This window comes from Microbulbifer yueqingensis, from assembly GCF_900100355.1.
Taxonomy (GTDB): Bacteria; Pseudomonadota; Gammaproteobacteria; order Pseudomonadales; family Cellvibrionaceae; genus Microbulbifer; species Microbulbifer yueqingensis.
The window spans coordinates 588,107-610,613 of sequence record NZ_FNFH01000002.1; the positions used below are offsets into that span (position 1 = coordinate 588,107).

General features: G+C 64.5%; 22 protein-coding genes. 14 read left to right on the top strand and 8 right to left on the bottom strand.

What is annotated here, in order from left to right; genetic code table 11:
* The first annotated feature begins 12 nt into the window (after positions 1–12).
* The 9 genes from BLT26_RS06375 (at position 13) to BLT26_RS06415 (ending at position 8,612) form a co-directional block, all read left to right on the top strand.
* Positions 13–744 carry a hypothetical protein gene (locus BLT26_RS06375; RefSeq protein ID WP_139169414.1) on the top strand — a complete coding sequence of 244 codons (732 nt, stop codon included), beginning with the start codon at positions 13–15 and terminating at the stop codon, positions 742–744.
* Positions 741–2,618: an NADH:ubiquinone reductase (Na(+)-transporting) subunit F gene (nqrF, locus tag BLT26_RS06380; RefSeq protein ID WP_091510397.1), complete on the top strand. Its 1,878-nt coding sequence runs from the start codon at positions 741–743 to the stop codon at positions 2,616–2,618. The genes BLT26_RS06375 and nqrF overlap by 4 nt, the downstream gene beginning before the upstream one ends.
* Positions 2,619–2,734: 116 nt before the next feature.
* Positions 2,735–3,157, top strand: a complete 423-nt coding sequence (locus BLT26_RS06385; RefSeq protein ID WP_091510400.1) for a hypothetical protein — start codon at positions 2,735–2,737, stop codon at positions 3,155–3,157.
* 137 nt (positions 3,158–3,294) lie between these two features.
* Positions 3,295–3,804 carry a DUF411 domain-containing protein gene (locus BLT26_RS06390; RefSeq protein ID WP_091510404.1) on the top strand — a complete coding sequence of 170 codons (510 nt, stop codon included), beginning with the start codon at positions 3,295–3,297 and terminating at the stop codon, positions 3,802–3,804.
* Positions 3,805–3,831: 27 nt separating this feature from the next.
* The gene (locus BLT26_RS06395) at positions 3,832–5,745 is read left to right on the top strand and encodes a copper resistance system multicopper oxidase (RefSeq protein WP_091510409.1); all 1,914 of its coding nucleotides are present in this window, start codon (positions 3,832–3,834) and stop codon (positions 5,743–5,745) included.
* Positions 5,746–5,756: 11 nt separating this feature from the next.
* The gene (locus tag BLT26_RS06400; protein ID WP_245720615.1) at positions 5,757–6,674 is read left to right on the top strand and encodes a copper resistance protein B; all 918 of its coding nucleotides are present in this window, start codon (positions 5,757–5,759) and stop codon (positions 6,672–6,674) included.
* Between the two features lie 90 nt (positions 6,675–6,764).
* Positions 6,765–7,127, top strand: a complete 363-nt coding sequence (locus BLT26_RS06405; protein ID WP_175453045.1) for a copper resistance CopC family protein — start codon at positions 6,765–6,767, stop codon at positions 7,125–7,127.
* 3 nt (positions 7,128–7,130) lie between these two features.
* On the top strand, positions 7,131–7,985 hold the full coding sequence (locus BLT26_RS06410; protein ID WP_091510414.1) for a copper resistance D family protein: 855 nt from the start codon (positions 7,131–7,133) through the stop codon (positions 7,983–7,985).
* A gap of 153 nt (positions 7,986–8,138) precedes the next feature.
* Positions 8,139–8,612 carry a YybH family protein gene (locus tag BLT26_RS06415; protein ID WP_091510417.1) on the top strand — a complete coding sequence of 158 codons (474 nt, stop codon included), beginning with the start codon at positions 8,139–8,141 and terminating at the stop codon, positions 8,610–8,612.
* 59 nt (positions 8,613–8,671) lie between these two features.
* On the opposite strand, the gene BLT26_RS06420 is transcribed toward BLT26_RS06415, so the two are convergent.
* From BLT26_RS06420 to BLT26_RS06445, 6 genes are all read right to left on the bottom strand, one after another.
* Positions 8,672–8,926, bottom strand: a complete 255-nt coding sequence (locus BLT26_RS06420; protein WP_091510420.1) for a DUF5676 family membrane protein — start codon at positions 8,924–8,926, stop codon at positions 8,672–8,674.
* Between the two features lie 103 nt (positions 8,927–9,029).
* A complete protein-coding gene (locus tag BLT26_RS06425) occupies positions 9,030–9,488 on the bottom strand; it encodes an ATPase (protein WP_217631380.1) in 459 nt (152 codons plus the stop codon).
* Positions 9,489–9,654: 166 nt separating this feature from the next.
* Positions 9,655–10,113, bottom strand: a complete 459-nt coding sequence (locus BLT26_RS06430) for a hypothetical protein (protein ID WP_091510428.1) — start codon at positions 10,111–10,113, stop codon at positions 9,655–9,657.
* A gap of 110 nt (positions 10,114–10,223) precedes the next feature.
* The gene (locus BLT26_RS06435; protein WP_091510431.1) at positions 10,224–10,595 is read right to left on the bottom strand and encodes a cupredoxin domain-containing protein; all 372 of its coding nucleotides are present in this window, start codon (positions 10,593–10,595) and stop codon (positions 10,224–10,226) included.
* A complete protein-coding gene (locus BLT26_RS06440) occupies positions 10,595–12,910 on the bottom strand; it encodes a heavy metal translocating P-type ATPase (protein WP_091510435.1) in 2,316 nt (771 codons plus the stop codon). The genes BLT26_RS06435 and BLT26_RS06440 overlap by 1 nt, the downstream gene beginning before the upstream one ends.
* Positions 12,911–12,990: 80 nt before the next feature.
* Positions 12,991–14,196: a permease gene (locus BLT26_RS06445; protein ID WP_217631381.1), complete on the bottom strand. Its 1,206-nt coding sequence runs from the start codon at positions 14,194–14,196 to the stop codon at positions 12,991–12,993.
* 167 nt (positions 14,197–14,363) lie between these two features.
* Here BLT26_RS06445 and BLT26_RS06450 point away from each other — a divergent pair, with 167 nt between their 5' ends.
* The 4 genes from BLT26_RS06450 (at position 14,364) to BLT26_RS16740 (ending at position 17,680) form a co-directional block, all read left to right on the top strand.
* Entirely contained in the window at positions 14,364–15,719 is a 1,356-nt protein-coding gene (locus BLT26_RS06450; RefSeq protein ID WP_091510438.1) for a DnaT-like ssDNA-binding domain-containing protein, read from the top strand.
* A complete protein-coding gene (locus tag BLT26_RS06455; RefSeq protein ID WP_175453046.1) occupies positions 15,634–16,296 on the top strand; it encodes a replication protein P in 663 nt (220 codons plus the stop codon). The genes BLT26_RS06450 and BLT26_RS06455 overlap by 86 nt, the downstream gene beginning before the upstream one ends.
* 114 nt (positions 16,297–16,410) lie before the next feature.
* Positions 16,411–17,133 (top strand): outer membrane beta-barrel protein, encoded by a 723-nt coding sequence (locus BLT26_RS06460; RefSeq protein ID WP_091510441.1) that lies wholly within the window; start codon positions 16,411–16,413, stop codon positions 17,131–17,133.
* Between the two features lie 70 nt (positions 17,134–17,203).
* Entirely contained in the window at positions 17,204–17,680 is a 477-nt protein-coding gene (locus tag BLT26_RS16740) for an REP-associated tyrosine transposase (protein WP_091510446.1), read from the top strand.
* A gap of 109 nt (positions 17,681–17,789) precedes the next feature.
* Here the strand turns inward: BLT26_RS16740 and BLT26_RS06470 are convergent, their stop codons facing one another.
* A complete protein-coding gene (locus BLT26_RS06470) occupies positions 17,790–19,745 on the bottom strand; it encodes a phytase (RefSeq protein ID WP_091510449.1) in 1,956 nt (651 codons plus the stop codon).
* Positions 19,746–19,955: 210 nt separating this feature from the next.
* On the opposite strand from BLT26_RS06470, the gene BLT26_RS06475 reads away from it, so the two are divergent.
* The gene (locus BLT26_RS06475) at positions 19,956–21,857 is read left to right on the top strand and encodes a PhoX family protein (RefSeq protein ID WP_091510454.1); all 1,902 of its coding nucleotides are present in this window, start codon (positions 19,956–19,958) and stop codon (positions 21,855–21,857) included.
* A 9-nt stretch (positions 21,858–21,866) separates the two neighbouring features.
* On the opposite strand, the gene BLT26_RS06480 is transcribed toward BLT26_RS06475, so the two are convergent.
* The gene (locus BLT26_RS06480; RefSeq protein ID WP_091510458.1) at positions 21,867–22,475 is read right to left on the bottom strand and encodes a MarC family protein; all 609 of its coding nucleotides are present in this window, start codon (positions 22,473–22,475) and stop codon (positions 21,867–21,869) included.
* Positions 22,476–22,507: the final 32 nt, after the last annotated feature.

Here is a 22,507-nt window from a genome sequence, read left to right on the forward strand (position 1 = left end):
AGAGAATAAAGAATGCAAGCGGCATCCCTTTCCAGGAAGGTGCACAAGTGGATTTTCCTGTTTGTCGGAATCCAGGCCCTGCTGTGGACCCTGAGTGGGGTCTACATGGTGGTGGTGGACCTGGACTTTATCCACGGCGACCACCTGGTAAAAAACCTGCGTGAACCCCTGCCCGGCAGCGACGCGCAACTCGTACCCACCGAAACCCTGCTGCGCGAGTACAACAGTCCCCGCTCGGTACAACTGAAAGCGATCCAGGGAAAACCGTTCTATATCCTGCGCGATGAGGATGGAGCACACCTGATCGACGCCCGCAACGGTATGGAGCAATCCCCCATCGACCGGGCGCGCGCCGTGGAGCTGGCGGAGTACTACTATGCCGGCGAGACCCCGGCCGTGGCAGCGGAGCTGATCGAGGACAACCCACCCACCGAGCTGCAGTCGCGCCCCCTGCCCCTGTGGCGCATCGACTTCGATGACCGCTACGGCACCAGTTTCTATATCGACCCGGACACCGGCTCGCTGGTGACCCGGCGCCATGACTACTGGCGCGCATTCGACTTCTTCTGGATGCTGCACATCATGGATTACGAAGAGCGCGCGGACATCCACAACCCGCTGCTCCTGACCGTAACGCTGGTAAGCCTCGGCGGCGTTATCGCCGGCCTGGTGCTGCTGTTCTACAGCTTCGGCCGCCGCCGCGGTGACACAGGCACGGCCCCCCAGGCGGGAGGTTCACAATGAATTTCATCAAGACAGCCCACAAGTGGCTGAGCCTGGTCATCGGCCTGCAGCTGGCGCTGTGGCTCGCCAGCGGGCTCGCGTTCGCGCTGCTGGACTCCAGCGTGGTCAGCGGCCGCCACCTGGCCGAGCGCCAGCCGGCGCAGGCGATCGCGCCACAGCAATCGTTGCTCTCCCACGCGGAAATCGCGCGGCGGCATACAGGTGGGGAAATATTCTCTATCCGCCTGCAGCCGGGCCTGGATCGCCCGGTCTACCGGCTGGAGACGGCTGAAGGAATTGAACTGCGCGATGCCGGTAGCGGCAATGCGCTGGTGATCGACGCCGCGGCAGCCGCCGCTATCGCCGCGCGGGACTACGCCGGCGACGACAGCCTGATCGGCGAGCCGGTCATGCTCGAATCCGCCACCATGGAAACCCGTGGCCACAGTGGTGCCATCTGGCGGGTGGACGCGGCCGATGAATTCGGCACCACCCTGTACGTTTCTGCCCGGGACGGGCAGGTGCTCGAACGCCGCAATGATACCTGGCGGCTGTTCGACATCTTCTGGATGCTGCACATCATGGACTACACCGAGCGGCAGGATTTCAACAACCCGTTCGTCATCGCCTTCGGTATCGGCGCCCTGCTGATGTCGATCTCCGGCTGCCTGCTGCTGTTTTCCAGCTTCAGCCGCCACGACTTCAACCTGGTGGCGCTCCTGTCGAGGGGGCGCCGCAGCAAGGTCGCAGTGACCCTGCTGGACCGGGCCGCGGCACCACTCCGGGAGCTGGCCCTGCCGAGCGGCGCCAACCTGTTCGACGGCCTGGCCGCGAACGGTGTGCAGCTGCCGTCCAACTGTGGCGGCGGCGGCAGCTGCGGACTGTGCCAGGTGCAGATGCCGGCGGACACCCCGGTCACCGGCAGCGAGAAGGCCCTGCTGTCGCCTGCCGAGCTGGCCGCCGGCTACCGCCTTGCCTGCCAGCAGCGCGCCAGTGGCGCTACCCGGCTGGTGCTGGACGACGCTGTGCTGCAGGCCGGGCAGTTCGATGCCCAGGTGGTGGCCACGCGCTTCCTGACGCCCTTCATCAAGGAACTTCGGTTGCGCCCGTTGGGCGGGCGCCCCTTCGACTTCCGCGCGGGCAGTTTCGTGCAGGTGGAGATCCCGCCGCACCAGCTGCGCCTGGCGGACATGGCGGTGGAACCCCACTTCCGCGGGGACTGGGACCAGTGGCGCGACACCCCCGGCGGCGCGCACGGCGAAGCGCTGCGGCGCTCCTACTCCATGGCCAATGCCCCCGGAGAGGTGATGTCCGGCAGCGACGACGGCGATAGCGATATCGTGCTGAACGTGCGCATCCAGCCTCCGCCCCCGGGCCAGCCGGCGCTGCCGGCCGGCGCCGGCTCCAGCTATATGTTCCACCTGCAGGGCGGCGACCGGGTACAGCTGAGCGGCCCGTTCGGCAGTTTCCATGCGCGCGACGGCGAGCGGGAGATGATCCTTATCGGCGGTGGCGCAGGCATGGCGCCGCTGCGCTCGATAATCGTGGACCAGCTGCGCAACCGCCGCACCCGCCGGCCCATCCGTTTCTGGTACGGCGCCCGCAGCGGGCGCGAAGTGTTCTACGATGACCTGTTCGATACCCTGGCCGCGGAGCACACCAACTTCAGCTGGCACCTGGGGCTGTCGGAACCGCGCCCGGAAGACAACTGGACGGGCCCCACCGGCTATATCAGCGATATCGCCGCCGAGCAGTACCTGCGACAGCACCCGGATCTCGGCAAGTGCGAGTTCTACCTGTGCGGCCCGCCGGTCATGCTGAAGGCATCCATCGCCATGCTCACCGGGCTGGGGGTACGGGAGGAACAGATTTCCTTCGACGACTTCGGTTGCTGAAGGGGCCGCTCGCAATGGCCTGCCGGGGCGCCTTGCAAAGCGCCCCGGCAGGCTCTAATCTGCGACGACGCTGCCGGCGATCAAGGCCGGTTCGGCGTCCGGAAAGAAGGTTTCTGATGTATAGGTTCACCGCGCGGGCACTGCTGTTGCTGATGCTGGTCACCGTCTTCGGACAGGTGGCCGCGCAGGCATGCGTGGACATGCATGGCCAGCTGCCGACCGACAGCGCCGCATCTGCCGAGTCATCAACCTCTTCCCACCACGAAATGAACGTCACCACCGGGACAGCGAGCATGGACCACTGCGGCGATGGCCCCATGGGCGACACTGCAGAGTCCGGCCATTGCGCTGACCCCGCCGCTGCCAGCGAGGAATGTGGCCAGGAATGCACCTGCTGCCCCGGCCACTGCGCCTCGGCGGTCCCCCTGGCAGACCAGCGCACGGCGACGTCGCTGGGCGCCGTGCCCGAGTCCAGCTATCTTGAAATTGCCTCCAGCGCCCCGCCGGAGAGCGAATTCCGCCCGCCCATCAATCCCTGACCAGGGGTCCGCGCGTGCTGCGCTATTCCCTCTGACTATCCCCGGCGGCATTGCGCTGCGACGGTCTCCTCCTGCCTGGAACCCGCGCCTCACGCCCCTGCCGCCGCTACCCGAATTGCTTTGATGAGAGTCCTGTTATGTATCGCAACCTGAAAACCGTAATCCTCGGCACCCTCGCTGCCGTCACGCTGGCCGCCTGCAGCGGGGAAAAAGCCGGCGCTGAAGACCTGTCCGTTTCGGCACCGGCGGCGGTCACCCTGACCACCTTCAAGAGCGCCACCTGTGGCTGCTGCGGCAAGTGGGTGGAGCACGCCCGCCACAGCGGTTTCGAAGTCACTGCCAAAGACGTCGACGACCTCAACGCGGTCAAGGCCGGCCACGCCATCGCCCCGCGGCACCAGTCGTGCCACACCAGCGTTTCCCCGGAGGGCTACGTCTTCGAGGGGCATATCCCGGCGAAATATATCCGCCAGTTCCTGCAGAACCCGCCCGCCGGCGCCCGCGGCCTCGCCGTACCGGCCATGCCGCTGGGCAGCCCGGGAATGGAAGTGGGCGACCGCTTTACCCCCTACGACATCGTGCTGCTGCACGAGGACGGCAGCGAGAGCGTCTACGCGCGCGTGAACGACGCGGCACAGCAGCACTGACCGGCAAGCATTACCAAGAGAACAGCAATGAGAAAGACTGACCGACCCCAGATCGAGCTGCCGCAAATTTCCCGCCGCCGTTTTGTCACCGGCATGGCTGCCGGGGCCGCCCTGCTGGGCATGCCCGCGGGCCTCGCGGCGAACGCGCCGCGCCCGAACCCGGCACCGCAGACCCTGCGCGGCAATCGCTTCGACCTCAACGTCAACTACATGCCGGTGAACTTTACCGGCCGCGAGCGCACCGCGGTGGCGGTAAACGGCGGCGTGCCGGCCCCGATCCTGCGCTGGAAAGAGGGCGAGACTGTTACGCTGAACGTGACCAACCACCTGGCCCACGATACCTCCATCCACTGGCATGGCCTGATCCTGCCCAGCAACATGGACGGCGTGCCGGGACTGAGCTTCAACGGCATCAAGCCCGGGGAAACCTTCACCTACCAGTTCCCGGTCACCCAGAGCGGCACCTACTGGTACCACAGCCACTCCGACTTCCAGGAGCAGATAGGCCATTACGGTGCCATCGTCATTGACCCCGCCGAACCGGACCCGGTTGCCTACGACCGCGACTATGTGGTGATGCTGACCGACTGGAGCGACGAATCCCCCCAGGACATCTACGCCAGGCTCAAGAAAGAGGGGCACTACTACAATCGCCGCCGGCGCACGGCGGGCGACCTGTGGCGCGACATCCGCGAGAAGGGCGTGGCCCAGACCTGGCGCGAGCGGGAGATGTGGAACGAGATGCGCATGTCGGACCGCGATATCTCCGATGTCACCGGTTACACCTACACCTACCTGATGAACGGGCAGACACCGGACGCCAACTGGACCGGCCTGTTCCGGCGCGGGGAGAAAGTCCGGCTGCGCTTTATCAACGGCGCCGCCATGTCCATTTTCGACATCCGCATTCCCGGCCTGAAGATGACCGTGGTGGCGAGCGACGGCCAGAATATCGAGCCCGTCACTGTGGATGAATTCCGCATCGGGGTGGCGGAGACCTATGACGTGGTGGTGGAACCCGCCGACGACCGCGCCTACACACTGTTCGCCCAGACGATCGACCGCAGCGGTTACGCACGCGGCACCCTTACCCCCGACCCGTCGCTGCGCGCCGAGGTGCCGGCAATGGATTACGCCCCGGTACTGGGACACAGGGACATGGGCATGGCCCACGGCCAGCACGGCGGCCACAGCATGGGCGGTAACACGGGCGGCATGGACCACAGCCAGCATGCCGGCCACGACATGGGTGGCAGCACGGGCGGCATGGACCACAGCCAGCACGCGGGCCACAGCATGGGTGGCAGCACGGGCGGCATGGACCACAGCCAGCATGCCGGCCACAACATGGGTGGCCCGGCCATGGTGGGCAAGACCGGCAACCTGGGCCGCGCCGGTTTTGGCAGCAACGCCCCGGTGCGCCACCACCCGACCGAGTTCGGCCCCGGCGTGGACATGCGCGCGGAGATGCCCATGAGCGGCCTGCAGGATCCGGGTATCGGCCTGCGCGACCACGCGGAACGCTATAACCGGCGCGTGCTGACCTATGCCGATATCCGCAACCTTACCCCCACCATCGACCGGCGCGAGCCGACCCGCGAAATCCAGCTGCACCTGACCGGCAACATGGAGCGCTATATGTGGTCGATGAACGGCATCAAGTTCAGCGACGCCGAGCCGCTGGTGCTGAAATACGGCGAGCGGGTACGCGTGCACCTGGTCAACGACACCATGATGACCCACCCGATCCACCTGCACGGCATGTGGAGCGAGCTGGAGACCGGGGACCCGGAATACATACCGCGCAAGCACACGGTGCTGGTACAGCCGGGCTCCACCATCAGCTACCTGGTGACGGCGGACGCCTACGGGCGCTGGGCCTACCACTGCCACCTGCTGTACCACATGCCGGGCATGTTCCGTGAAGTGCGCGTCGTATAAGGAGTGCGATCATGAAACTGAAGACACTGGTAATTTTCTGCACTGCCCTGACCGCACAGCTGGCAATGGCCCAGGAAGGGATGGAGCACCACAAGCACGCAACCCACGGTAGTGAAACTGCCCCCGCCGGAGACGACCGACAGGCAGTGCAGCTGCAACAAGAGGGCGATGCGCACACTGGTCACGCGGGGCACTCCATGCCGGGTGGGGAAGCCCACGCTGCTCATCAGGGACACATGCAGCAACCGGCCGCCCAGACCCTGGAGCACGCACCCGACGCGCCCGACCATGTCATGGACCACGAAGTGTTGCTGACCAAGGTCACCATCGACCAGCTGGAAGTGCGCGAGCACGAGGGCGCTGCGCTCGAGGGCAGCGCCTGGTTCGGCGGCGACCTGAATAAACTGTGGCTCAAGACCGAGGTGGAGCGCGAGGAAGGCAGTACCGAGAACGCGGAGCTGCAGGCACTGTACAGCCGCGCCCTCACAGCCTACTGGGACCTGCAGATGGGCCTGCGCCACGACTTTGAACTGGAGCACGGCGCCAGCAGGAACTGGGGGGTGATCGGCTTAAACGGCCTGGCGCCCTACTTCTTCGAGGTGGACTCGGCGCTGTTTGTCAGTGAAGATGGTGATACGGCGCTGCGGCTGGAAGCGGAATACGAACTGCTGCTCACGCAACAGTGGATCCTGAGTCCCGAGGTGGAGATGAACTTTTACGGCCAGGATGACCCCGCCACCAATACCGGTGCCGGGCTTTCTGATATGGAGGCAGGCCTGCGCCTGCGTTACGAGTTCACCCCACAGTTTGCGCCTTACATCGGGGTGAATTACGAGAAGAAATTCGGCGATACCGCCGATTTCCTGCGCGCCGAGGGCGAGCCCACCGGGGAGACCAGCCTGGTGGTCGGGCTGCACGCCTGGTTCTAGGTCTGGAAGCGGGCAGCGGGGTAAATCTCCCCCGCCGCCCGCGACACCCTCGTGCGGTTAAAGCATAAACTTACAAAAGGAATGCTAATCATGCTCACATCAACACTGGCCAGGTTACTGGTCCCGCTTATTCTCCTGTTCAGCGCCACCGTCTCCGCCCACACCGGCCTGCAGGGCTCCAGCCCCGCTGACGGCGAGCTGCTCGAGCAGCCGCCGGTGGAGCTGCAGCTCAACTTTTCCGGCAAGGTTCGCCTGATGCGCGTTTCGCTTGCGGAAGCCAAACGCGGCAAGGTGAAACTGGCCTTTATGCCCGGCGCCGTACCCGAAAAAAATATCAGTCTGCAGCTGCCGGCACTGGAGACGGGCGAGTACACCGTATCCTGGGTTGCCATGGGTGGCGACGGCCACAAGATGTCCGGGGATTTTTCCTTCAAGGTTACCGCGGAAAAATAATCCGTGTGGGCGACGGCTTTTGCACTGAACAAATGGCTGCTCTATGGCGCGATGTCGGTGGCCATCGGTGGCACCGCCACCATACTCCTGTGGACACCGCGCCATGATATACGGCCACAGGTAAAAGCCTACCTGCTGCCCGCCGCAGTCGCCGGCCTGCTGTTCGCCGCAACCGGTTTCCTCCTGCAGGTGGGCACCTTCGCCGAGGCGGGGCTGGGCGGCATGTTCGATCGCCTCTACCTGTCGATTCTCTGGCAGTCCCCGGCGGGCGAGGTGGCCCTGCTGCAGGGGCTCGGTTTTTTGACAGCCTTCCTGGCTGGACTCTGCCTGTTGCAGCACCGCCGCCGCTGGGCCGCGGCACTCTGGCTGCTGGGCGCATTTCTCCTACTGCTGCCGTTCGGCTGGCGCGGCCACACTGCGGACTCCTCGTTGTGGCTGCGCGCCGCCCTGTCGCTGCACGCCGGCCTCGCGGCGTGGTGGATGGGCGCCCTCTACCCCCTGTGGCGCCTGAGCCGTCGGGACGACCCGGCGAGGTACGGTGCCGCCATGGTCCAATTCGGACGGCTGGCTTCCTGGCCGGTTGCGCTACTGGTGCTCTGCGGGATCTGGGTCCTGTATTCCCTGCTCAACGGTTTCGCGCCCCTGTTTCAGAGTAATTACGGGCTGGCAATGCTGGTGAAGCTCGCCCTCGTGGCCACACTGCTGCTGCTTGCCGCCCAGAACAAATGGCGGCTGGTACCACGCCTGCCCGCCACCGCCCCTGCGCTGGCCGGGAGTATCCGCGCGGAAATGCTCGTTGGTGTGGCGATACTCTTCACCACGGCGCTGCTGTCCACACTTACCGGCCCGGGACACTGACGCAGGAACTGGCTGGCCGCCCAGGAAACAACAACAAACAGGAAAGGGCCAGACGCACGGTAGAGGATGGAAGATCTTGCAAATCCACTGGTCCAGCAAGTAACTTCACTGCCCGGCTGCGACCGGGCCGAGCTAACCCCAGGAGAAATAACAATGAAAAAACTGTATGGAATTTTTGCCGCGCTACTCTTTGTCTCCCTGGCCCCAGCGGCCTCGCTGGCAGCACCGACGGACCCGGCGCCCATTGAGGCGATCATCGCCGACATCGAATACGGCTGGGAAAATGGTGATGGCACTCCTTTCCGCGAGCACTTCCTCGATTTTGAGGGGGCCCGCTATTTCGAGTCCGGCGGCCAGAATGTGGGACTCGAGGACCTGGTATCCCACCATGTGGAGCCGGAGAAGGACGCACTCGAATTCCTGAGCCTGGATTTCGCCAATATCCAGGTCCACTTCGAGGGCGACTTTGCCTGGGCACTGGCGGACACGCTGGTGAAAGGCAAGGTGCGCAAATCCGGCTACGAATTCGACAAGAAAGGTCACCAGACATTCCTGTTCCGCCATGTAGACGGAGCCTGGAAGGTGGTCCACACCCATTCTTCCTCGCGGGACCGCCGCAAGGACTGAATGGGAGCCGGGCGGAGTCACTGGCTCCGCCCCTGGCAAGCGAGCGCCGGAGAGGCCCCCTAGATCAGGCGGTTGTATATCCAGGCCAGCAACCAGCCGACGAAACCGGCGGAGACAGACCAGGCCACCAGGCCAATCAGCACCCCGGCCAGGGTGAGATGCCAGCCCATTCCGGCCAGCTCCATGTGCACCATATGCCCGGACATGCTCATCATCATCCCGGGCATCAGCATCACCAGCAATGCACAAATTATCCACGCGACACCAAAGCTGATCGCGGCGGCGAGGCCAAATTTAGCGGCGTTCAGTTTCATCGTTTTCTCCTTTTCCGGTTCCCTTGGTACCGCTTTTCCTGTACCTGGTTCTTCCGTATTCCCTATTGACGCCTGCCAGGAAGGGCTGCGCGGCAGGTCCGGGTTACAGGTCCTGCAGGCGATTGGCGGACTGCGTCATCTGCATGGCCTCGTGCTCTTCCAGGGATTTCAGTTTCTCCATCAGGTCGCGAGTGGTGTCGACGTCTGCCCGGGCGTGGAGGTAGCGATAGAGGTCGATCACCTGCTGGTGCTGGTCGGCGACCACATCCATGATCTCTTTCGCGTCCAGTTTCTGGAAGGGCGCATCGCAGCGGGTGCTGCGGAGGATGGGGTGCTTATCCATGTAGTCGTAGCACCAGGTGTTGAGCGCCCTGGTTTCCGCGTTCACCTCGAACTGGTCGACCAGCCCCGCCAGCCGCTCCTCATGCTCGGCCAGGTAATCCAGCAGCATGCTGGCACGCTTGTCTTCATTGGACTTTGCACACTCGCCCAGGCATTCGGCGAGATTGCGGTGCAACTCTGTGGTCCATTCCAGCACATCTTGCAGTGTTTCAACTTGCATCGGGACTCCCGGGTAATTATCAGTGGCAGATACTTGTGTCACAGGGGCGCAAGCGCTCACGGATTCCTTGCACTCACATCATAGGAAAATACAGGGTCATGCACGGGCAACGGTTGACCTGCATCAACTCGCCGCCGCCAGGGCTGCGGAAACTCCCGTGCCGGGCTCAGGCATCCTGCAGGCGGTTGGCGGCCTGCATCATCTGCATGGCCTGTTGCTCTTCCAGGGTCTTGAGGTTGGCCATAAGCTCCCGCGAGGATTCCGTTTCCATGCGCCGGTGCAGGAAGCGGTACAGCCCGATCACCTCATTGTGGTAGGCCATCACCATTTCCATGATGCGATCAGGCCCCGCATCGGCCGGCAAAACCTCATCTGCGTCGAGATGGTCGATGGGATGCTTGTTGAGGTACTCGTAGCACCAGGTGTTCAGGGCCGCGCCATCGGCGCCGCGCTCGATCGCGGTCACCAGTTCCGCCAGCGACTGTTCAAACTGGCACAGGTAGTCGAGCAACAGGGCGGCACGCGTATCGCCGGAAGCGTCGCCACTCTCCTTGAGTCGCTGTTGCAGCTGCTGATGGAAATTGCGGGTGCGGGCGATGATGTCCTGCAGGGTCTCGGTGCGCATGAGTCCTCCACCTTGGTAGGAAATTTTCCGGCGGGGCTAACGCATACGCGCAAATCCCGCCGCTACCATAAGACCTGAAGGTGATGGCGGCCGATTTCAACCCCCGCTGCTCATTCAACCGTAAGGGTGCCGCGGTACATCTGCATCTGGCAGGTGAACGGGTACCTGCCCGGTTCCGCCGCCGGCAACCGCACCGGGGTGCGCTCGTCCACCGCCAGCTGGGCGCTGACTTCCAGGTCCGGGAAGAGTACGTATTCCGCGCAGGGGCTCGGGTCCTCACGGCGGAAGTAGAGCGTGGCTGCCTCGCCTGCGGGCAGGCGGATATGGTCGGGCTCGTAGACACCGCCCCTGACCAGGATTTCCGTCTGCTCGTCACCGACGCTCACCGACGCCTTTTCCTGGCCCGCCTGGGCCACCCAGAACCACCATACAATCGCCACAATCAGCAGCAGGCCGGTGATATTGATTACCAGGGTCGTCACTATGCCTCTCCACTTTTTACCGAATTGCTCGTCGCCACTTCCGCGTTGCTACCTTCAGGCTGAAAGAAGCGCAGCCGGTTTGCATTGGTGACCACCGTGACCGAGGACATCGCCATCGCCGCGCCCGCGATCACCGGGCTCAACAGGGCCCCGGTAAACGGGTACAGCACACCGGCGGCGATGGGTATTCCCAGGGTGTTATAAATAAAGGCACCGAACAGGTTCTGCTTGATATTGCGCAGCGTCGCCCGCGACAGCGCGATGGCGTCGGCCACCCCGTGCAGGGAGGAGCGCATCAGGGTGACGTCCGCGGTCTCGATCGCGACGTCGGTTCCGGCGCCGATGGCGAAACCCACATCCGCGCGCGCCAGTGCCGGCGCGTCGTTGATACCGTCGCCGGCCATACCCACCTGCTCGCCACTATCCTGCAGCTCACCGATGATTTTCTCCTTGTCCTCGGGCTGCAGTTCCGCATGCACGCGATCGATACCCAGCTGGCGCGCGACCGCACGGGCGGTACCCTCGTTATCGCCGGTAAGCATCTCGATGCGTACACCCAGCTGCTGCAGGCGCGCCACCGCCGCTTTCGCATCTTCGCGCAGCGGGTCGGAGACCGCGATAATCCCCGCCATGCGCCCATCGACAGCCGCATACATTGCCGTGCGACCCTCCTCGCCAAGCTGCTTCACACGCTTGTCCCAGCTGCCGGTATCGATATTCTCGCGCTGCATCAGCTTGCGGTTGCCCAGCAGTACCGCGCGCCCGTCCACGCGACCGGCAACGCCATGGGCAGTAATTGCCTCGAAATCCTCCGTGCGCAGGAATTCCAGCTCCCGCTCACGGGCGGCCGCCATCACCGCCGCCGCCAACGGGTGCTCGGAGCCCTGCTCCAGGCTCGCCAGCAGTTCCAGTAGCTCCTCCTCTGTGCCATCGAAGCTGTCGTCCGCCTCTATCTCGGTGAGCCGCGGCTCGCCCTCGGTCAGGGTGCCGGTCTTGTCCACCACCAGGGTGTGCAGTTTGCTGGCCTGCTGCAATGCCTTGCCGTTTCGGATCAGCACCCCGTACTCGGCGCCCTTGCCTACCCCCACCATCACCGACATGGGCGTGGCCAGGCCCAGCGCACAGGGACAGGCGATGATCAGCACGGCGGTGAGCACCACCAGCACATGGGCCGCGCGGGGCTCGGGGCCGAAGTTGTACCAGGCCAGCGCGGCCAGCACCGCGATGATCATTACCGTGGGTACGAAAATGGCCGAGATCCGGTCCGCCAGCCGCGCGATGGGCACCCGCGAGCTCTGCGCGTTTTTGACCATCTCGATAATCTGGGCGAGGCGCGTGTCCGCCCCCACCTTTTCCGCGCGGAACAGCAGGGTGCCGTTCTTGTTCAGGGTGCCCGCGGAGAGGAAGTCCCCTTCGCCCTTGTTTACAGGCACAGGCTCGCCGGTGAGCATGGACTCGTCCACCAGGCTGCGCCCCTCTTCGACGGTGCCGTCGACCGGGATTTTCTCACCGGGCCGCACGCGAATCAGGTCGCCTACCTGGACCTCCTCCAGGGGCAGGTCACGCTCCTCGCCGTCGTGCACCACCCGCGCGGTGGGGTCCTGCAGTTCGAGCAGTTTTTCCACCGCGGCGCTGGTGCGCCCCCGGGCGCGCAGCTCCAGGGCCTGGCCCAGGTTGATCAGGCCGATGATCATGGCACTGGCCTCGAAATACACATGGCGTGACATTTCCGGCAGCATCTGGGGAGCAATCACCACCGCCATGGAGAAGAGCCAGGCCGCGCCGGTGCCGAGCGCCACCAGGGTGTCCATATTGGCGTTGTGGTGGAGGAAGGCGCGCCAGGCACCGGTAAAGAAGTGGCCGCCGCAGTAAACCAGCACCCCCAGGGTGAGCAGGCCCACAACGCCCCAGGCCATTTGCTGCCCGGGAGTATTCACCATCATTTCACCGCCCAGTAGGCCCCACGCCATCAGCGGCACCCCCAGCCCCAGGGCAAGAAAACAGCGCAGCAGCAGCGATCGGTAATGACGCTGCTCCTCGGCGTGCTGTTGCTCGCGACGCTCGCGCTCGCTGGTGCGCACCCGCTCGGCGCCGTAACCGGCCGCCTCCACCGCGGCGATACACTCGTCGTCGCTGGCCGAGCCGGCAACCACCAGGGTGCGGTCCGCCAGGTTCACCCGTGCCTCGGCCACGCCGGGAACGCCGTCGAGGGCCGACTCGATAGAGCGGACACAACCTGCACAGGTGACCCCCTCCAGCCGGAAGGTCCGGCTTTCCGCCGGAGCTCTCTCATTCTCTTTACTTGTGTCGGACATGCTCCCTCCGTCAATTCACGCGTGGCGGGAAGTGTAAAACCCTGCCCCGGGGGCAGGGCAAGGGTCGCGCAGGGATTGGCTCACGCCGGCAGGAAGACACCGATCACCAGCCAGACAATGGCCAGGCTTGCCAGCGTCAGCAGGATTTTATCGGTCATCCTGTCGGTCTTGAGCCCGGGCAGCCCCTTGCTCTTCCAGCGCCAGGCAAGGAACCACACGCCCTGGGCCGCGAACGCCAGGTTCAGGAACAGGGTGTAGTCCACCTTGAAGAATTCCCGGTCGGTTACCGTCTTGGCACTGGAGGAGTCCGGCAGCATGTCGAAGGCGGCGAAGCCGTAATGCAGCAGCATGGCGCTGGTCACCAGGATCAGCAGGAAAATCCCGAGAATGTAGAGCGCCATTTTCCAGCCGTAGTACTCGGCCTGCACCCGCAGCACCGGCAATACCACCAGGTCGCTGAATATAAACGCCATGATGCCGGCAAACGCCACCCCGTTGTCGAACAATACCGCCGCCAGCGGGATATTGCCCATGGAGCCGATAAAGGTGAAGAATGCGGCTATGGGCCCCACCAGTGACTGCAGCAGCACCTCCCAGAAGGCGGGGTCGCTCTTGCCGGAGCCGACGAACAGCATCTGGAAAAACGATTTCGGCACGAAGGCGGCGATAATGCCGGCCACCGTGAAACCCACGGTGACGTCCTTCCACACCATATGCCACTCCATGACATATTTGTTCGCCACCTTGCGCCAGCCCTCACGGCTGCGGATCAGCTTTTTCCAGTCGGGCGCGTCGCCGTCGTCATCACCGCTCCCCTCGGCCTCCTGCGCGCGCTCGCGCGCCTTCTCGACCAGCTTCTTCGGCATTGTGAGCCGCACCAGCAGCCACATCAGCAGGATCAGCAGGACACCGCCCAGGTACTCGCCCACCACAAACTGCCAGCTGAGGAATACCGCAATCACGATGCCCAGCTCGATCACCAGGTTGGTGGAGGCCAGCAGGAAGGCCAGTGAGGGCACCAGTCCCGCCCCCTTGGCGAAGAGCGCGCGGGTCGTGGCCAGCGCGGCGAAGGAACAGGAACTGGAGATAAAGCCGAAGAAGGTCGCCAGCCCTACGCTACTGGCCCCCGCCTTGCCCATGCTCTTGCGCATGCGCTCGCGGGTAACGAACACCTGGATCATGCTGCTGATCAGGTAGCCGAGGCCGAAGGCCCAGAAGGCCATCCAGAACAGGCCCAGCGTGGTCACGGCCGCCTCATGCCAGGTGGACAGGAATGCTTGCATCATGGTGTCTCCGGATCGGGCAGCCCGGAGCCGGGCCGCTCTTTCACTTTAGCGAACCAACATTGCAGTGGCGGAGAACAACATGGCGCGACCAGCAAGTCAACGAAAGTCAGTTTTTCTCCTGCAGGTAATCCCCTGCGGGAAGGCCGGCAGGGTGATAGAATCGCGCCATGAAACACCCCCTGCTACCGGAACGCCCCCTGAGCCTGTCCCCCACTCTGGCCGCCACCATCGGCCTGGAGGAGGCGGTGCTGCTCACGGCGCTGGGCGACCTGCTGCCCTTCCTGCAGCCGGAGGCCCACCCGGGGCGCGAGTGGTATACGGCGGAGGCCGAGCAACTGCAGCAGCTGCTCCCCTTCTGGGAGCCGGCGGATATCCAGCGGGTGGCCACCAGCCTGCGCAACCAGGGCGCCCTGCTCCTGGGCTCGGCCCCCTACGGCAGCAGCCTGCAGCTCAAGTTCGCCCTGCCCGGGGAGCACCAGCGGCCGGAGAGCCCGCCGCAGGCTGCGCAACCATATTCGCGTGAACCTTACGGGGGCGAGCCAGCCCCGGCAGCAGCCATGCCCCGTAGCGCCAACACCATCGGGCCGGGCTGGCAGCCGGACCGGGAGACGCAGGCGCGCATCGCCCAGCTGGGTGTGCCCGAGCACTTCTGGCGCGAGCAGCTGCCGGAGTTTGTCACCTACTGGCGGGAGCGCGGCGAGTCGCGCCACTCCTTCGGCTCCCTGTTCCTGAAACAGGTGAAGAGCCGCTGGGAGGCCTTCCGCGCCACTGCCCAGCGCAAGCAGCCGCTGCCGCAGGGCTGGCACCCGGGCGAGGACACCCTGCGCAAGCTGGCCGACGAGGGCGTGCCCAGCACTTTCGTGCAGCGCGCCCTGCAGCGCTTCCTCGATTACCACCGCTCCAGCGGCAAGCAGTCCATCTCCTGGGACCTGGAGTTCAATGACTGGGTCACCGAGGACTGGGAAAAGCAGGACGCGCCCTTTATGGAGAAGCGCAAGCCCACCGCCATGACCCGCGACTGGCAACCCAGCGAACCCACCTGGGAGCAGCTGCGCCGGCTGGCGATCAACCCCAGTTTCGCCGCTGAATTATTGCCCGAGTTCATTTACAAGTGGCTCGAGCGGGGCGGCCACAGCGCCCGCTGGGGAGAATTGTTTATCGAGTATGCGCGCGAGGAGTGGGCCTACTACTGCCAGGGTATCGAGAAGAACCCGGTGGCCAAGCCGATCCCGCGCAACTGGCAGCCCGGCGGCGACTGCTTGAGCCATCTGGTGAACCAGTGTGAAATAGACCGCGACTTCGCCCTGTCGCTGGTCCCCGAATTCATCATCTACTGGCGGGGGCAGAATGCGGCGCGCAAGAGCTGGGACGCCGTGTTCGTCCGCCACGCGCGCTACCAGTGGGCGGAGCGCAACAAGCTCGCGATAGGAAAGACCAATGGCACGCAGCAACACACCAACAGCGACAACCAGAGAACAAGGGACCGCTCCGTCCTCGACATCGTCACGGACACAGACTGGTAACGCCAGCGGCGGTGAACAGCTGGACGAGCGCAAGCGGGCCCTGAACGAAGTATTCGGCCTGCTGAAGCTCAGCTACCACAACCAGTTCAACTCGGCCTTCCCTGACACCGAGACCCTGAACCACGCCAAGCGCCTGTGGCTGGAGTCCCTGGCCGCCTTTACCCCGGCGCAGATGGTCGCGGGGGCCAAGCGCGCCATCCGCCAGAGCGAGTACCTGCCCACGGTGCACAAGATGTTGCAGTTCTGCGCCGCCGGCGACAATGGCCTGCCCGAGGCCCGCGCCGCCTATCGCGAGGCCTGCAACGCGCCCAGCCCCAAGGCGACCTTCAACTGGAGCCACCCGGCGGTCTACCACGCCGGGCGTGCGGCCAACTGGTTTTTCCTCGCCAACAACCCCGAACACGTGGCCTACCCGGTATTCGCCGAGCACTACCGCAAGATCTGCGCGCGGGTACTTGAAGGCGAGGCGCTGCCGAAGCCAGAGCAGCCACTGCTGGAGGAGAAACCCGGCAAGCCGCTGAGCAAGACGGAAAATGCCGAGCGCATGGCGAAACTGCGCGCCGAACTGGAGCTGTAGCCCCGGCGCGCGGCACAGGCGGGGAATTGACCGCCAAATTTCATCGACCGGTGTAAAACCCGCGTAGGTTTGGGAGACCATAGGATTCCATACCAACGATGCGCAGGTACTGTCATGGCCCGGCCCCTGTTTCTGCTCGCGGTACTCTCTGTCCCCATCCTGTCCCTGGCACCGGCCCTCCCGGCCGGAGCCGATTTCTATTCCCACCGCTACGTTGGCGCCAGTGTCGGCGACACACAGCAGGACGATTTCTGCCTGCAGGCCGCCAGCCAGGTGCGGCAATTCAGCTTTGATGGCCAGGCGGGCAACCTGCTCGGGTGCGACGGCAGCGGGGAGGGCTGGAAGCTCTACACCGGCTGGCGCTGGAGCCCGTACCTGGCGGTAGAGGCCAGCCTGCAGCGACTCGCCACTACCGAGCTGGATTTCGAGCTGCGCAACCAGCGTGGTGAGTTCCTGCGTTTCGAAGACAAGATGGAAACACACCTCGTCAACGCCTTCGCCGTGGGCCACTGGCCGGTGTATGGCGGGCTGAGCCTGTTCGCCAAGGCCGGCGCCGGAGCCTGGAACAGCGAACTGTCAGAACGCCAGTCGGGCGAGGTGCTGTTCCGCTTCCTCGATGGTGACACGGTGGCCGAGGAACTGGTGCCGGTCAGCGGCCGCAGCGCCGCGGTCGACAACGGCTTTCACTGGGGTTACGGCGCAGGCATCAGCTACCGCCATGAGGGTGAGTGGACCCTGCGGGCGGAGTGGGAAGCCTTCCGCGATATCGGCAGCGATGAGCTGCGCGGGAAATTCGATGCGGAGATGGCGTCGCTGGGGTGGAGTATGCATTTTTAGGCGGAGCAACAATGCGTTAAATGATTCATATCTCGTAGGAGCGGCCGCTGGCCGCGACTTCCCGAATCCCATGCCAAATCAACACTTACCGCCGGGGCACCGTTCCCTACGCAAAGGCCGGGTTTCCATTCCTGGTCAGGTATACCTCATAACCGCTACCACGCACCGGCGCCACCCAATTTTCATTGATTTCTCGCTGGCCCGGCAGGCTTGTCGCTGTTTTCAGGACCCAAAGTTGCTAGAAGATACGAAAATGCTCGCCTGGGTGCTGATGCCAGATCACGCCCACTGGTTAATAGAGCTCGGTCACGCACACGCTTTAAGCGAACTGGTCAAACGCCTCAAATCTGCCAGCGCCCTGCAGGTCAATCGGGAACGGCGATGTCGGCAAGCTGTGTGGGACCGAGCCTTCCATGATCGCGCCCTGCGGAAGGAAGAAAGCATAGTTGGAGCAGCACGGTATGTAGTCGCTAATCCATTACGCGCAGGCCTTGCTCGAACAACAGGTGAATATCCATTCTGGGATGCGAGCTGGCTACAAGTCTGAAATTGTCGCGGCCAGCGGCCGCTCCTACAGCGAAAGTTTGCCCGGGCTGTAGGGGCGGCCGCTGGCCGCGATCGAACACCAGTCGATCCCTGCGTCAGCCCTTCCCGCCCTAATCCAGCTGCAACTGCTCGGCGATATCCGCCCAGGAAACCAGCTTGAAATTCTGGGGCCCCGTGGGCATCCGCTTGCGACCGTCCTGCACCACCAGCAGGCCCTCGGGATAAGCCTCGCCCAGCGCCGCGCTGGTCACCTCCAGCCCATCCGTTTGCGAGCTGCCATCGATACCCCGGGCCAGGTTGGCTCCCACCCGAAAGCGACCGACAAACTGGTTGCCATCGCGGCTGTAAAGCGCGTAAGTGTCATTGCCCTGACTGGATACCACCAGGTAACCATGGTCTCCGCGGCGGTACAGGCCTATGCCTTCAACGTCTGCCACCAGGTGCTCGCCGTCGACCCCGGCCACCAGCTCTGGTTGCGCGCTGCCGGCGAGATGGCCGGCAATATCCAGGCGCCATACGCCGCGGCCTCCCTCGCCGAAAAAGAGCAGGCCGCGTTCATCGTCCACCACACAGCTGTCCACCCGGCTCCGCACCGCCAGCTTTGCGCGCGGCTGCAGCTCCCACTCCAGGGGGTCACTACCGAGCGCTATCTCCGCCAGGTGCAGGGCGCCGGCCTGGTCGGATACCCAGACAAAAGTCCGCCCGTCGTTGCGGTACATGCACAGCCCGTTCGGCCCGGGGAGGTTCATCTCCCGCAGTCCCAGGTGCTCCACGTTGCCACTGGAGCGAATGCCAAACAGGTTTACCCCCGGCGTAGTGCGATTGGCAGTCGCCGCCAGTGCCGCATAGCGCCCCTCATCCAAAGAGCGCAGGTCGACATTGCCGACCCCGCCCACCACAAATTGCTCCAGCAGGCGTCCCGACAGGCTGTAGATATTGAGGCCCTTTTTCCTGTCGGTACCCAGCACCAGGCTCTTGCTCTTGTCCCTGGGATTGACCCAGACAGCCGGGTCGCCCGCAGCATCGCCGGCTGAGCTGACAGGCACTGTCTGCGCCTGCGCCCGCACGCGGGGAATGGGGGCTCGCACCGATGCCGTTTCAGCAGCTGCCGGCCGGTCCCCGGCCTCCTGCTCCGGAAGGGTAACGGCGTAGCGCTGCACTATGTCGCTCTCCTCCTCCAGCGCAAACAGGGCATCCCGGAGCCTGGCAATGGAGGCCGGCTCCAGTTCCTGTAGCGACCTCGCGTAGAGGGGGCGGGCGCCCGGCTCTGGCAGCGGGAAGACCTGCACTGTGGCGCCACTGGTGAGCCAGAGGACATCGCCTTCCGGATCCAGCCACAGCCCGCCAAAGTTTCCGGCCAGCGCCTGCCCGTTGAGGAAAACGCGGCGATCCTCCTCCCGCTCCGCGTCCGCGTTCAGGCTCCAGATCCCGAGTGGCGGTTGCGAGACCAGCAGGCGCCCGCGCTTGTCATCGACCACGCAACTGTTGACCTGCTCGCCGAAATAGAGAGGCCGCACATCGGTGAACAGCCACGCCTGGTCGCGCGGGTGCACGATATATTCATGGCCCAGGCCGCTCTCGTCGATGGTGAAAAGGTGTGAGCGCTCCCCCTGGCGGGAAAAGCACAGCGCCGACTGGGGCGTGGGCACCTTGAGCATGCCGAGATACTTCAATCCCGGCTGGCCGGTAGCCGCCTCGGTTTCGAGGTGGCGCAGGTGAATCTCGCCGTCCTCCTCGTCGTAGGCAGCGATCAGCCAGCTCCCATCGGGCTGCCCCTGCAGGGCAAAGTGCTTCACGCTGCCCCCGTCGAGGGAAACCGCCTCGCTGCCGTTTTCATTGAGCAATACCAGCCCGCGCAGTTCGCTGGCGAGCAGGAGGTAGTCTTTGCCCTGCAGCTGCAGAGGCGCAAGCTGGCTGGATATGACTTTAGACAGCATTACGGTGCCGGACGCCTGCAGGGACTCCGGCTCCGGATCGGCCCTTTCCCGCTGGCGGGGATCACAGCCCGACAACAGTACAAGCAGGGTCACTGCCGACGCGATTTTCCACAATACTTTCAGTGCCATGGTGGTGAATTTTTTGCTGAACCTCCTGAAAGAATAAGACAGATTTACGCCAGGCTGGGCGCAATCTAGTGGTCCGGGGTGGCAAAAAATGACGCCGGAGCCCGCCCTTTCCCCCACCCCTGCATTAAGCTCTGGGATATCCCAATACGCGCGCCACGCAGCGATGAGACCCGGCAGCCGTGCACGGCCCGGCGCTGCCGGAGATGAAATATGAGCCAGGACCTGAAAGACCCCGCCCGACGCAGCTTGCTGAAGGGCATCGGTGCAGTGGCTGCGGCGGGCACGACAGCTACCCTGCTACCCGGGTGCGGCCGGAGGGTCCACTCCGGGAACCTGGGCTTCGCCGAGATTCCCCACACGCTGGACGCGCAGCACCACCTCCCCGAGGGCTACCGCGCCGATATACTGCTGCGCTGGGGCGACCCGCTCACTACCGACGCCGGCAAGTTTGCCCCCACCGCGCTGTCGGCCCAGGAGCAGCGGCAACGCTTCGGCTACAACAACGACTTCATCGCCTTTATGCCACTGCCCGGCGAGGCCGGCGGCGCTGCCGGTGACAGCACTCGCGGGCTGCTGTGCGTGAACCATGAATATACCCAGCCCCACCTGATGTTCCCCGGCTACGACGACGAATACGCTGCCACACGCGGTGTCAGTGCAGAGCATGTGGCAATCGAGCAGGAAGCCTGCGGTCACTCGATCGTTGAGGTCGAGAAAACTGCAAAGGGCTGGCGGCCAGTCGTGGATAGCCCTTTCAACCGTCGCATCACCCTGCATACCACCATGGATATCATCGGCCCGGCAGCCGGAGACCCGCGCCTACAGACTGCCGCGGACCCGAGCGGCACGCGGGTATTGGGTACCGTGGGAAATTGCGCCGGAGGCAAGACACCCTGGGGCACCGTGCTGATTGCCGAGGAGGGGTTCGGCGGCGCGTTTCAGGGGGATCCTGGCGCCATTGCCGACCCTGTGGAGCGGCTGAATCACGCCGCCTTCGCCATCGCGCCCCACAACCGCAACTGGGGCGACCACGACCGACGCTTTGACATCGGGATTGAACCACGCGAGCCCAACCGTTTCGGCTGGATGGTGGAAATAGACCCCTACGATCCGCACAGCCGCCCGCGCAAGCTCACCAGCCTGGGCCGGTTCCAACACGAGGGTTTCACGCTGGTCTGCAAGCCACACCAGCCGGCAGTGGCCTACGGCGGTGACGACGACGAGGACCAGTTTGTCTATCGCTTTGTCTCCGCAGAGAATTACCGCCCGGGAAACGACACTCGCAACCGCAACCTGCTCGCCGCCGGCGTGCTTTATGTCGCCCGTTTCAGCGATGACGGCACCGGCGCCTGGCTTCCGCTCGTATTCGGCGAGGGCCCACTGACTCCACAAAACGGATTCCGCAACCAGGCCGATGTGCTGATAGACGCGCGCCGCGCCGCCGCACTAGTGGGCGCCACCCCCATGGACCGGCCGGAAGATGTGGAAACCAACCCGGTCAACGACTGCACCTACGTCATGCTGACCAAGAACAAATCGCGCACGGCAGGCGAGACTAATGCTGCCAATCCCCGCCCGCGCAATGTGGCAGGGCATGTACTCGAGATAGTGCCGCCGGGGGAGGACGGCAACCGCGATCACACCAGCAACGATTTCCGCTGGTACACCTTCCTGCTGGGTGGCAACCCCAACGCCGAGGACCCACGCGAACGGGGCGCTTATGGCGAGGAGGTCATCGGCGCGGTCTCCCCCCATGGCTGGCTCGCCAACCCGGATAACGTCGCCTTCGATCCCGGCGGCAACATGTGGATCGCCACCGACGGCTGCGAGCGCTTCGGCTTCCACGACGGCCTGTGGGCCATGGCCACCGAGGGCGAGTTCCGCGCCGCACCCCGGCACTTCTTCGGCTGCCCGCGGGGGGCGGAGGCGTGCGGACCCGAGTTCACCCCGGACGGCACCACACTCTTTATTTCCGTGCAGCATCCCGCTGATGGTGGCCGCTCCACCTTCGACAGGCCAATGCACCGGTGGCCCGACTACGACCCGGCCCTGCCGCCGCGGCCGGCGGTGCTGGCGATACGCCGCGAGGATGGCGGGGTGGTGGGAAGCTGAGAGGAGCTTCTAGACCGCGAAGAACTGCTGCAGGCCCACCAGCACATTGGTGGTGGCGACCGACGCCAGGATCAGTCCCATGACCCGGCTCACAATGCTCGCCCCGGCGTCACCGATAACCCGGTATATCCACCGGGCGGTGAGCAACAGCAGTAGCACGATACCCAGCACGGCGAGCATCGCCGTGGCCGTGCGAAACTGGTGGATGGGGTCGAAACGGTGGTTGTCGGTCAGCACCACTGCGGCCAGCATGGCACCGGGTGAGGCGATGGAGGGCACCGCCAGGGGAAAGATGGCAGTTTCGTGCCCGCTCTGCACTATCTCCATTTCCTGCTCTGGCTTGCCCTCACCGAAAATCATGGTCAACGCGAACAGGAAGAGAACGACGCCGCCTGCCACCTGGAAAGCCGACAGGGGCACGCCGATGGTCTCCAGCAGGTACTGCCCTCCCACCAGGAACAGCAGCAGGATTGCGGTGGCCACAAATACCGCGATGATTGCGATCTTGCGCTTCTGCCATTCCGCATGGCGGGAGGTAACCGCAATAAAGACCGGCAGGGTCCCCACCGGGTCAATAACGGCAAAGAAAAAGACAAAGCTGCTGATCCAATCGTTCAATGGATGCTCCGGCGCGCCGTGCTACTATCCGC

What these genes read in the sequence shown, in the direction of transcription:
- BLT26_RS06375 (WP_139169414.1), top strand. Translation starts at nt 13, where the DNA reads ATGCAAGCGGCATCCCTTTCCAGGAAGGTGCACAAGTGGATTTTCCTG.
- nqrF (WP_091510397.1), top strand. Translation starts at nt 741, where the DNA reads ATGAATTTCATCAAGACAGCCCACAAGTGGCTGAGCCTGGTCATCGGC.
- BLT26_RS06385 (WP_091510400.1), top strand. Translation starts at nt 2,735, where the DNA reads ATGTATAGGTTCACCGCGCGGGCACTGCTGTTGCTGATGCTGGTCACC.
- BLT26_RS06390 (WP_091510404.1), top strand. Translation starts at nt 3,295, where the DNA reads ATGTATCGCAACCTGAAAACCGTAATCCTCGGCACCCTCGCTGCCGTC.
- BLT26_RS06395 (WP_091510409.1), top strand. Translation starts at nt 3,832, where the DNA reads ATGAGAAAGACTGACCGACCCCAGATCGAGCTGCCGCAAATTTCCCGC.
- BLT26_RS06400 (WP_245720615.1), top strand. Translation starts at nt 5,757, where the DNA reads ATGAAACTGAAGACACTGGTAATTTTCTGCACTGCCCTGACCGCACAG.
- BLT26_RS06405 (WP_175453045.1), top strand. Translation starts at nt 6,765, where the DNA reads ATGCTCACATCAACACTGGCCAGGTTACTGGTCCCGCTTATTCTCCTG.
- BLT26_RS06415 (WP_091510417.1), top strand. Translation starts at nt 8,139, where the DNA reads ATGAAAAAACTGTATGGAATTTTTGCCGCGCTACTCTTTGTCTCCCTG.
- BLT26_RS06420 (WP_091510420.1), bottom strand. Translation starts at nt 8,926, where the DNA reads ATGAAACTGAACGCCGCTAAATTTGGCCTCGCCGCCGCGATCAGCTTT.
- BLT26_RS06425 (WP_217631380.1), bottom strand. Translation starts at nt 9,488, where the DNA reads ATGCAAGTTGAAACACTGCAAGATGTGCTGGAATGGACCACAGAGTTG.
- BLT26_RS06430 (WP_091510428.1), bottom strand. Translation starts at nt 10,113, where the DNA reads ATGCGCACCGAGACCCTGCAGGACATCATCGCCCGCACCCGCAATTTC.
- BLT26_RS06440 (WP_091510435.1), bottom strand. Translation starts at nt 12,910, where the DNA reads ATGTCCGACACAAGTAAAGAGAATGAGAGAGCTCCGGCGGAAAGCCGG.
- BLT26_RS06445 (WP_217631381.1), bottom strand. Translation starts at nt 14,196, where the DNA reads ATGATGCAAGCATTCCTGTCCACCTGGCATGAGGCGGCCGTGACCACG.
- BLT26_RS06450 (WP_091510438.1), top strand. Translation starts at nt 14,364, where the DNA reads ATGAAACACCCCCTGCTACCGGAACGCCCCCTGAGCCTGTCCCCCACT.
- BLT26_RS06455 (WP_175453046.1), top strand. Translation starts at nt 15,634, where the DNA reads ATGGCACGCAGCAACACACCAACAGCGACAACCAGAGAACAAGGGACC.
- BLT26_RS06460 (WP_091510441.1), top strand. Translation starts at nt 16,411, where the DNA reads ATGGCCCGGCCCCTGTTTCTGCTCGCGGTACTCTCTGTCCCCATCCTG.
- BLT26_RS16740 (WP_091510446.1), top strand. Translation starts at nt 17,204, where the DNA reads ATGCCAAATCAACACTTACCGCCGGGGCACCGTTCCCTACGCAAAGGC.
- BLT26_RS06470 (WP_091510449.1), bottom strand. Translation starts at nt 19,745, where the DNA reads ATGGCACTGAAAGTATTGTGGAAAATCGCGTCGGCAGTGACCCTGCTT.
- BLT26_RS06475 (WP_091510454.1), top strand. Translation starts at nt 19,956, where the DNA reads ATGAGCCAGGACCTGAAAGACCCCGCCCGACGCAGCTTGCTGAAGGGC.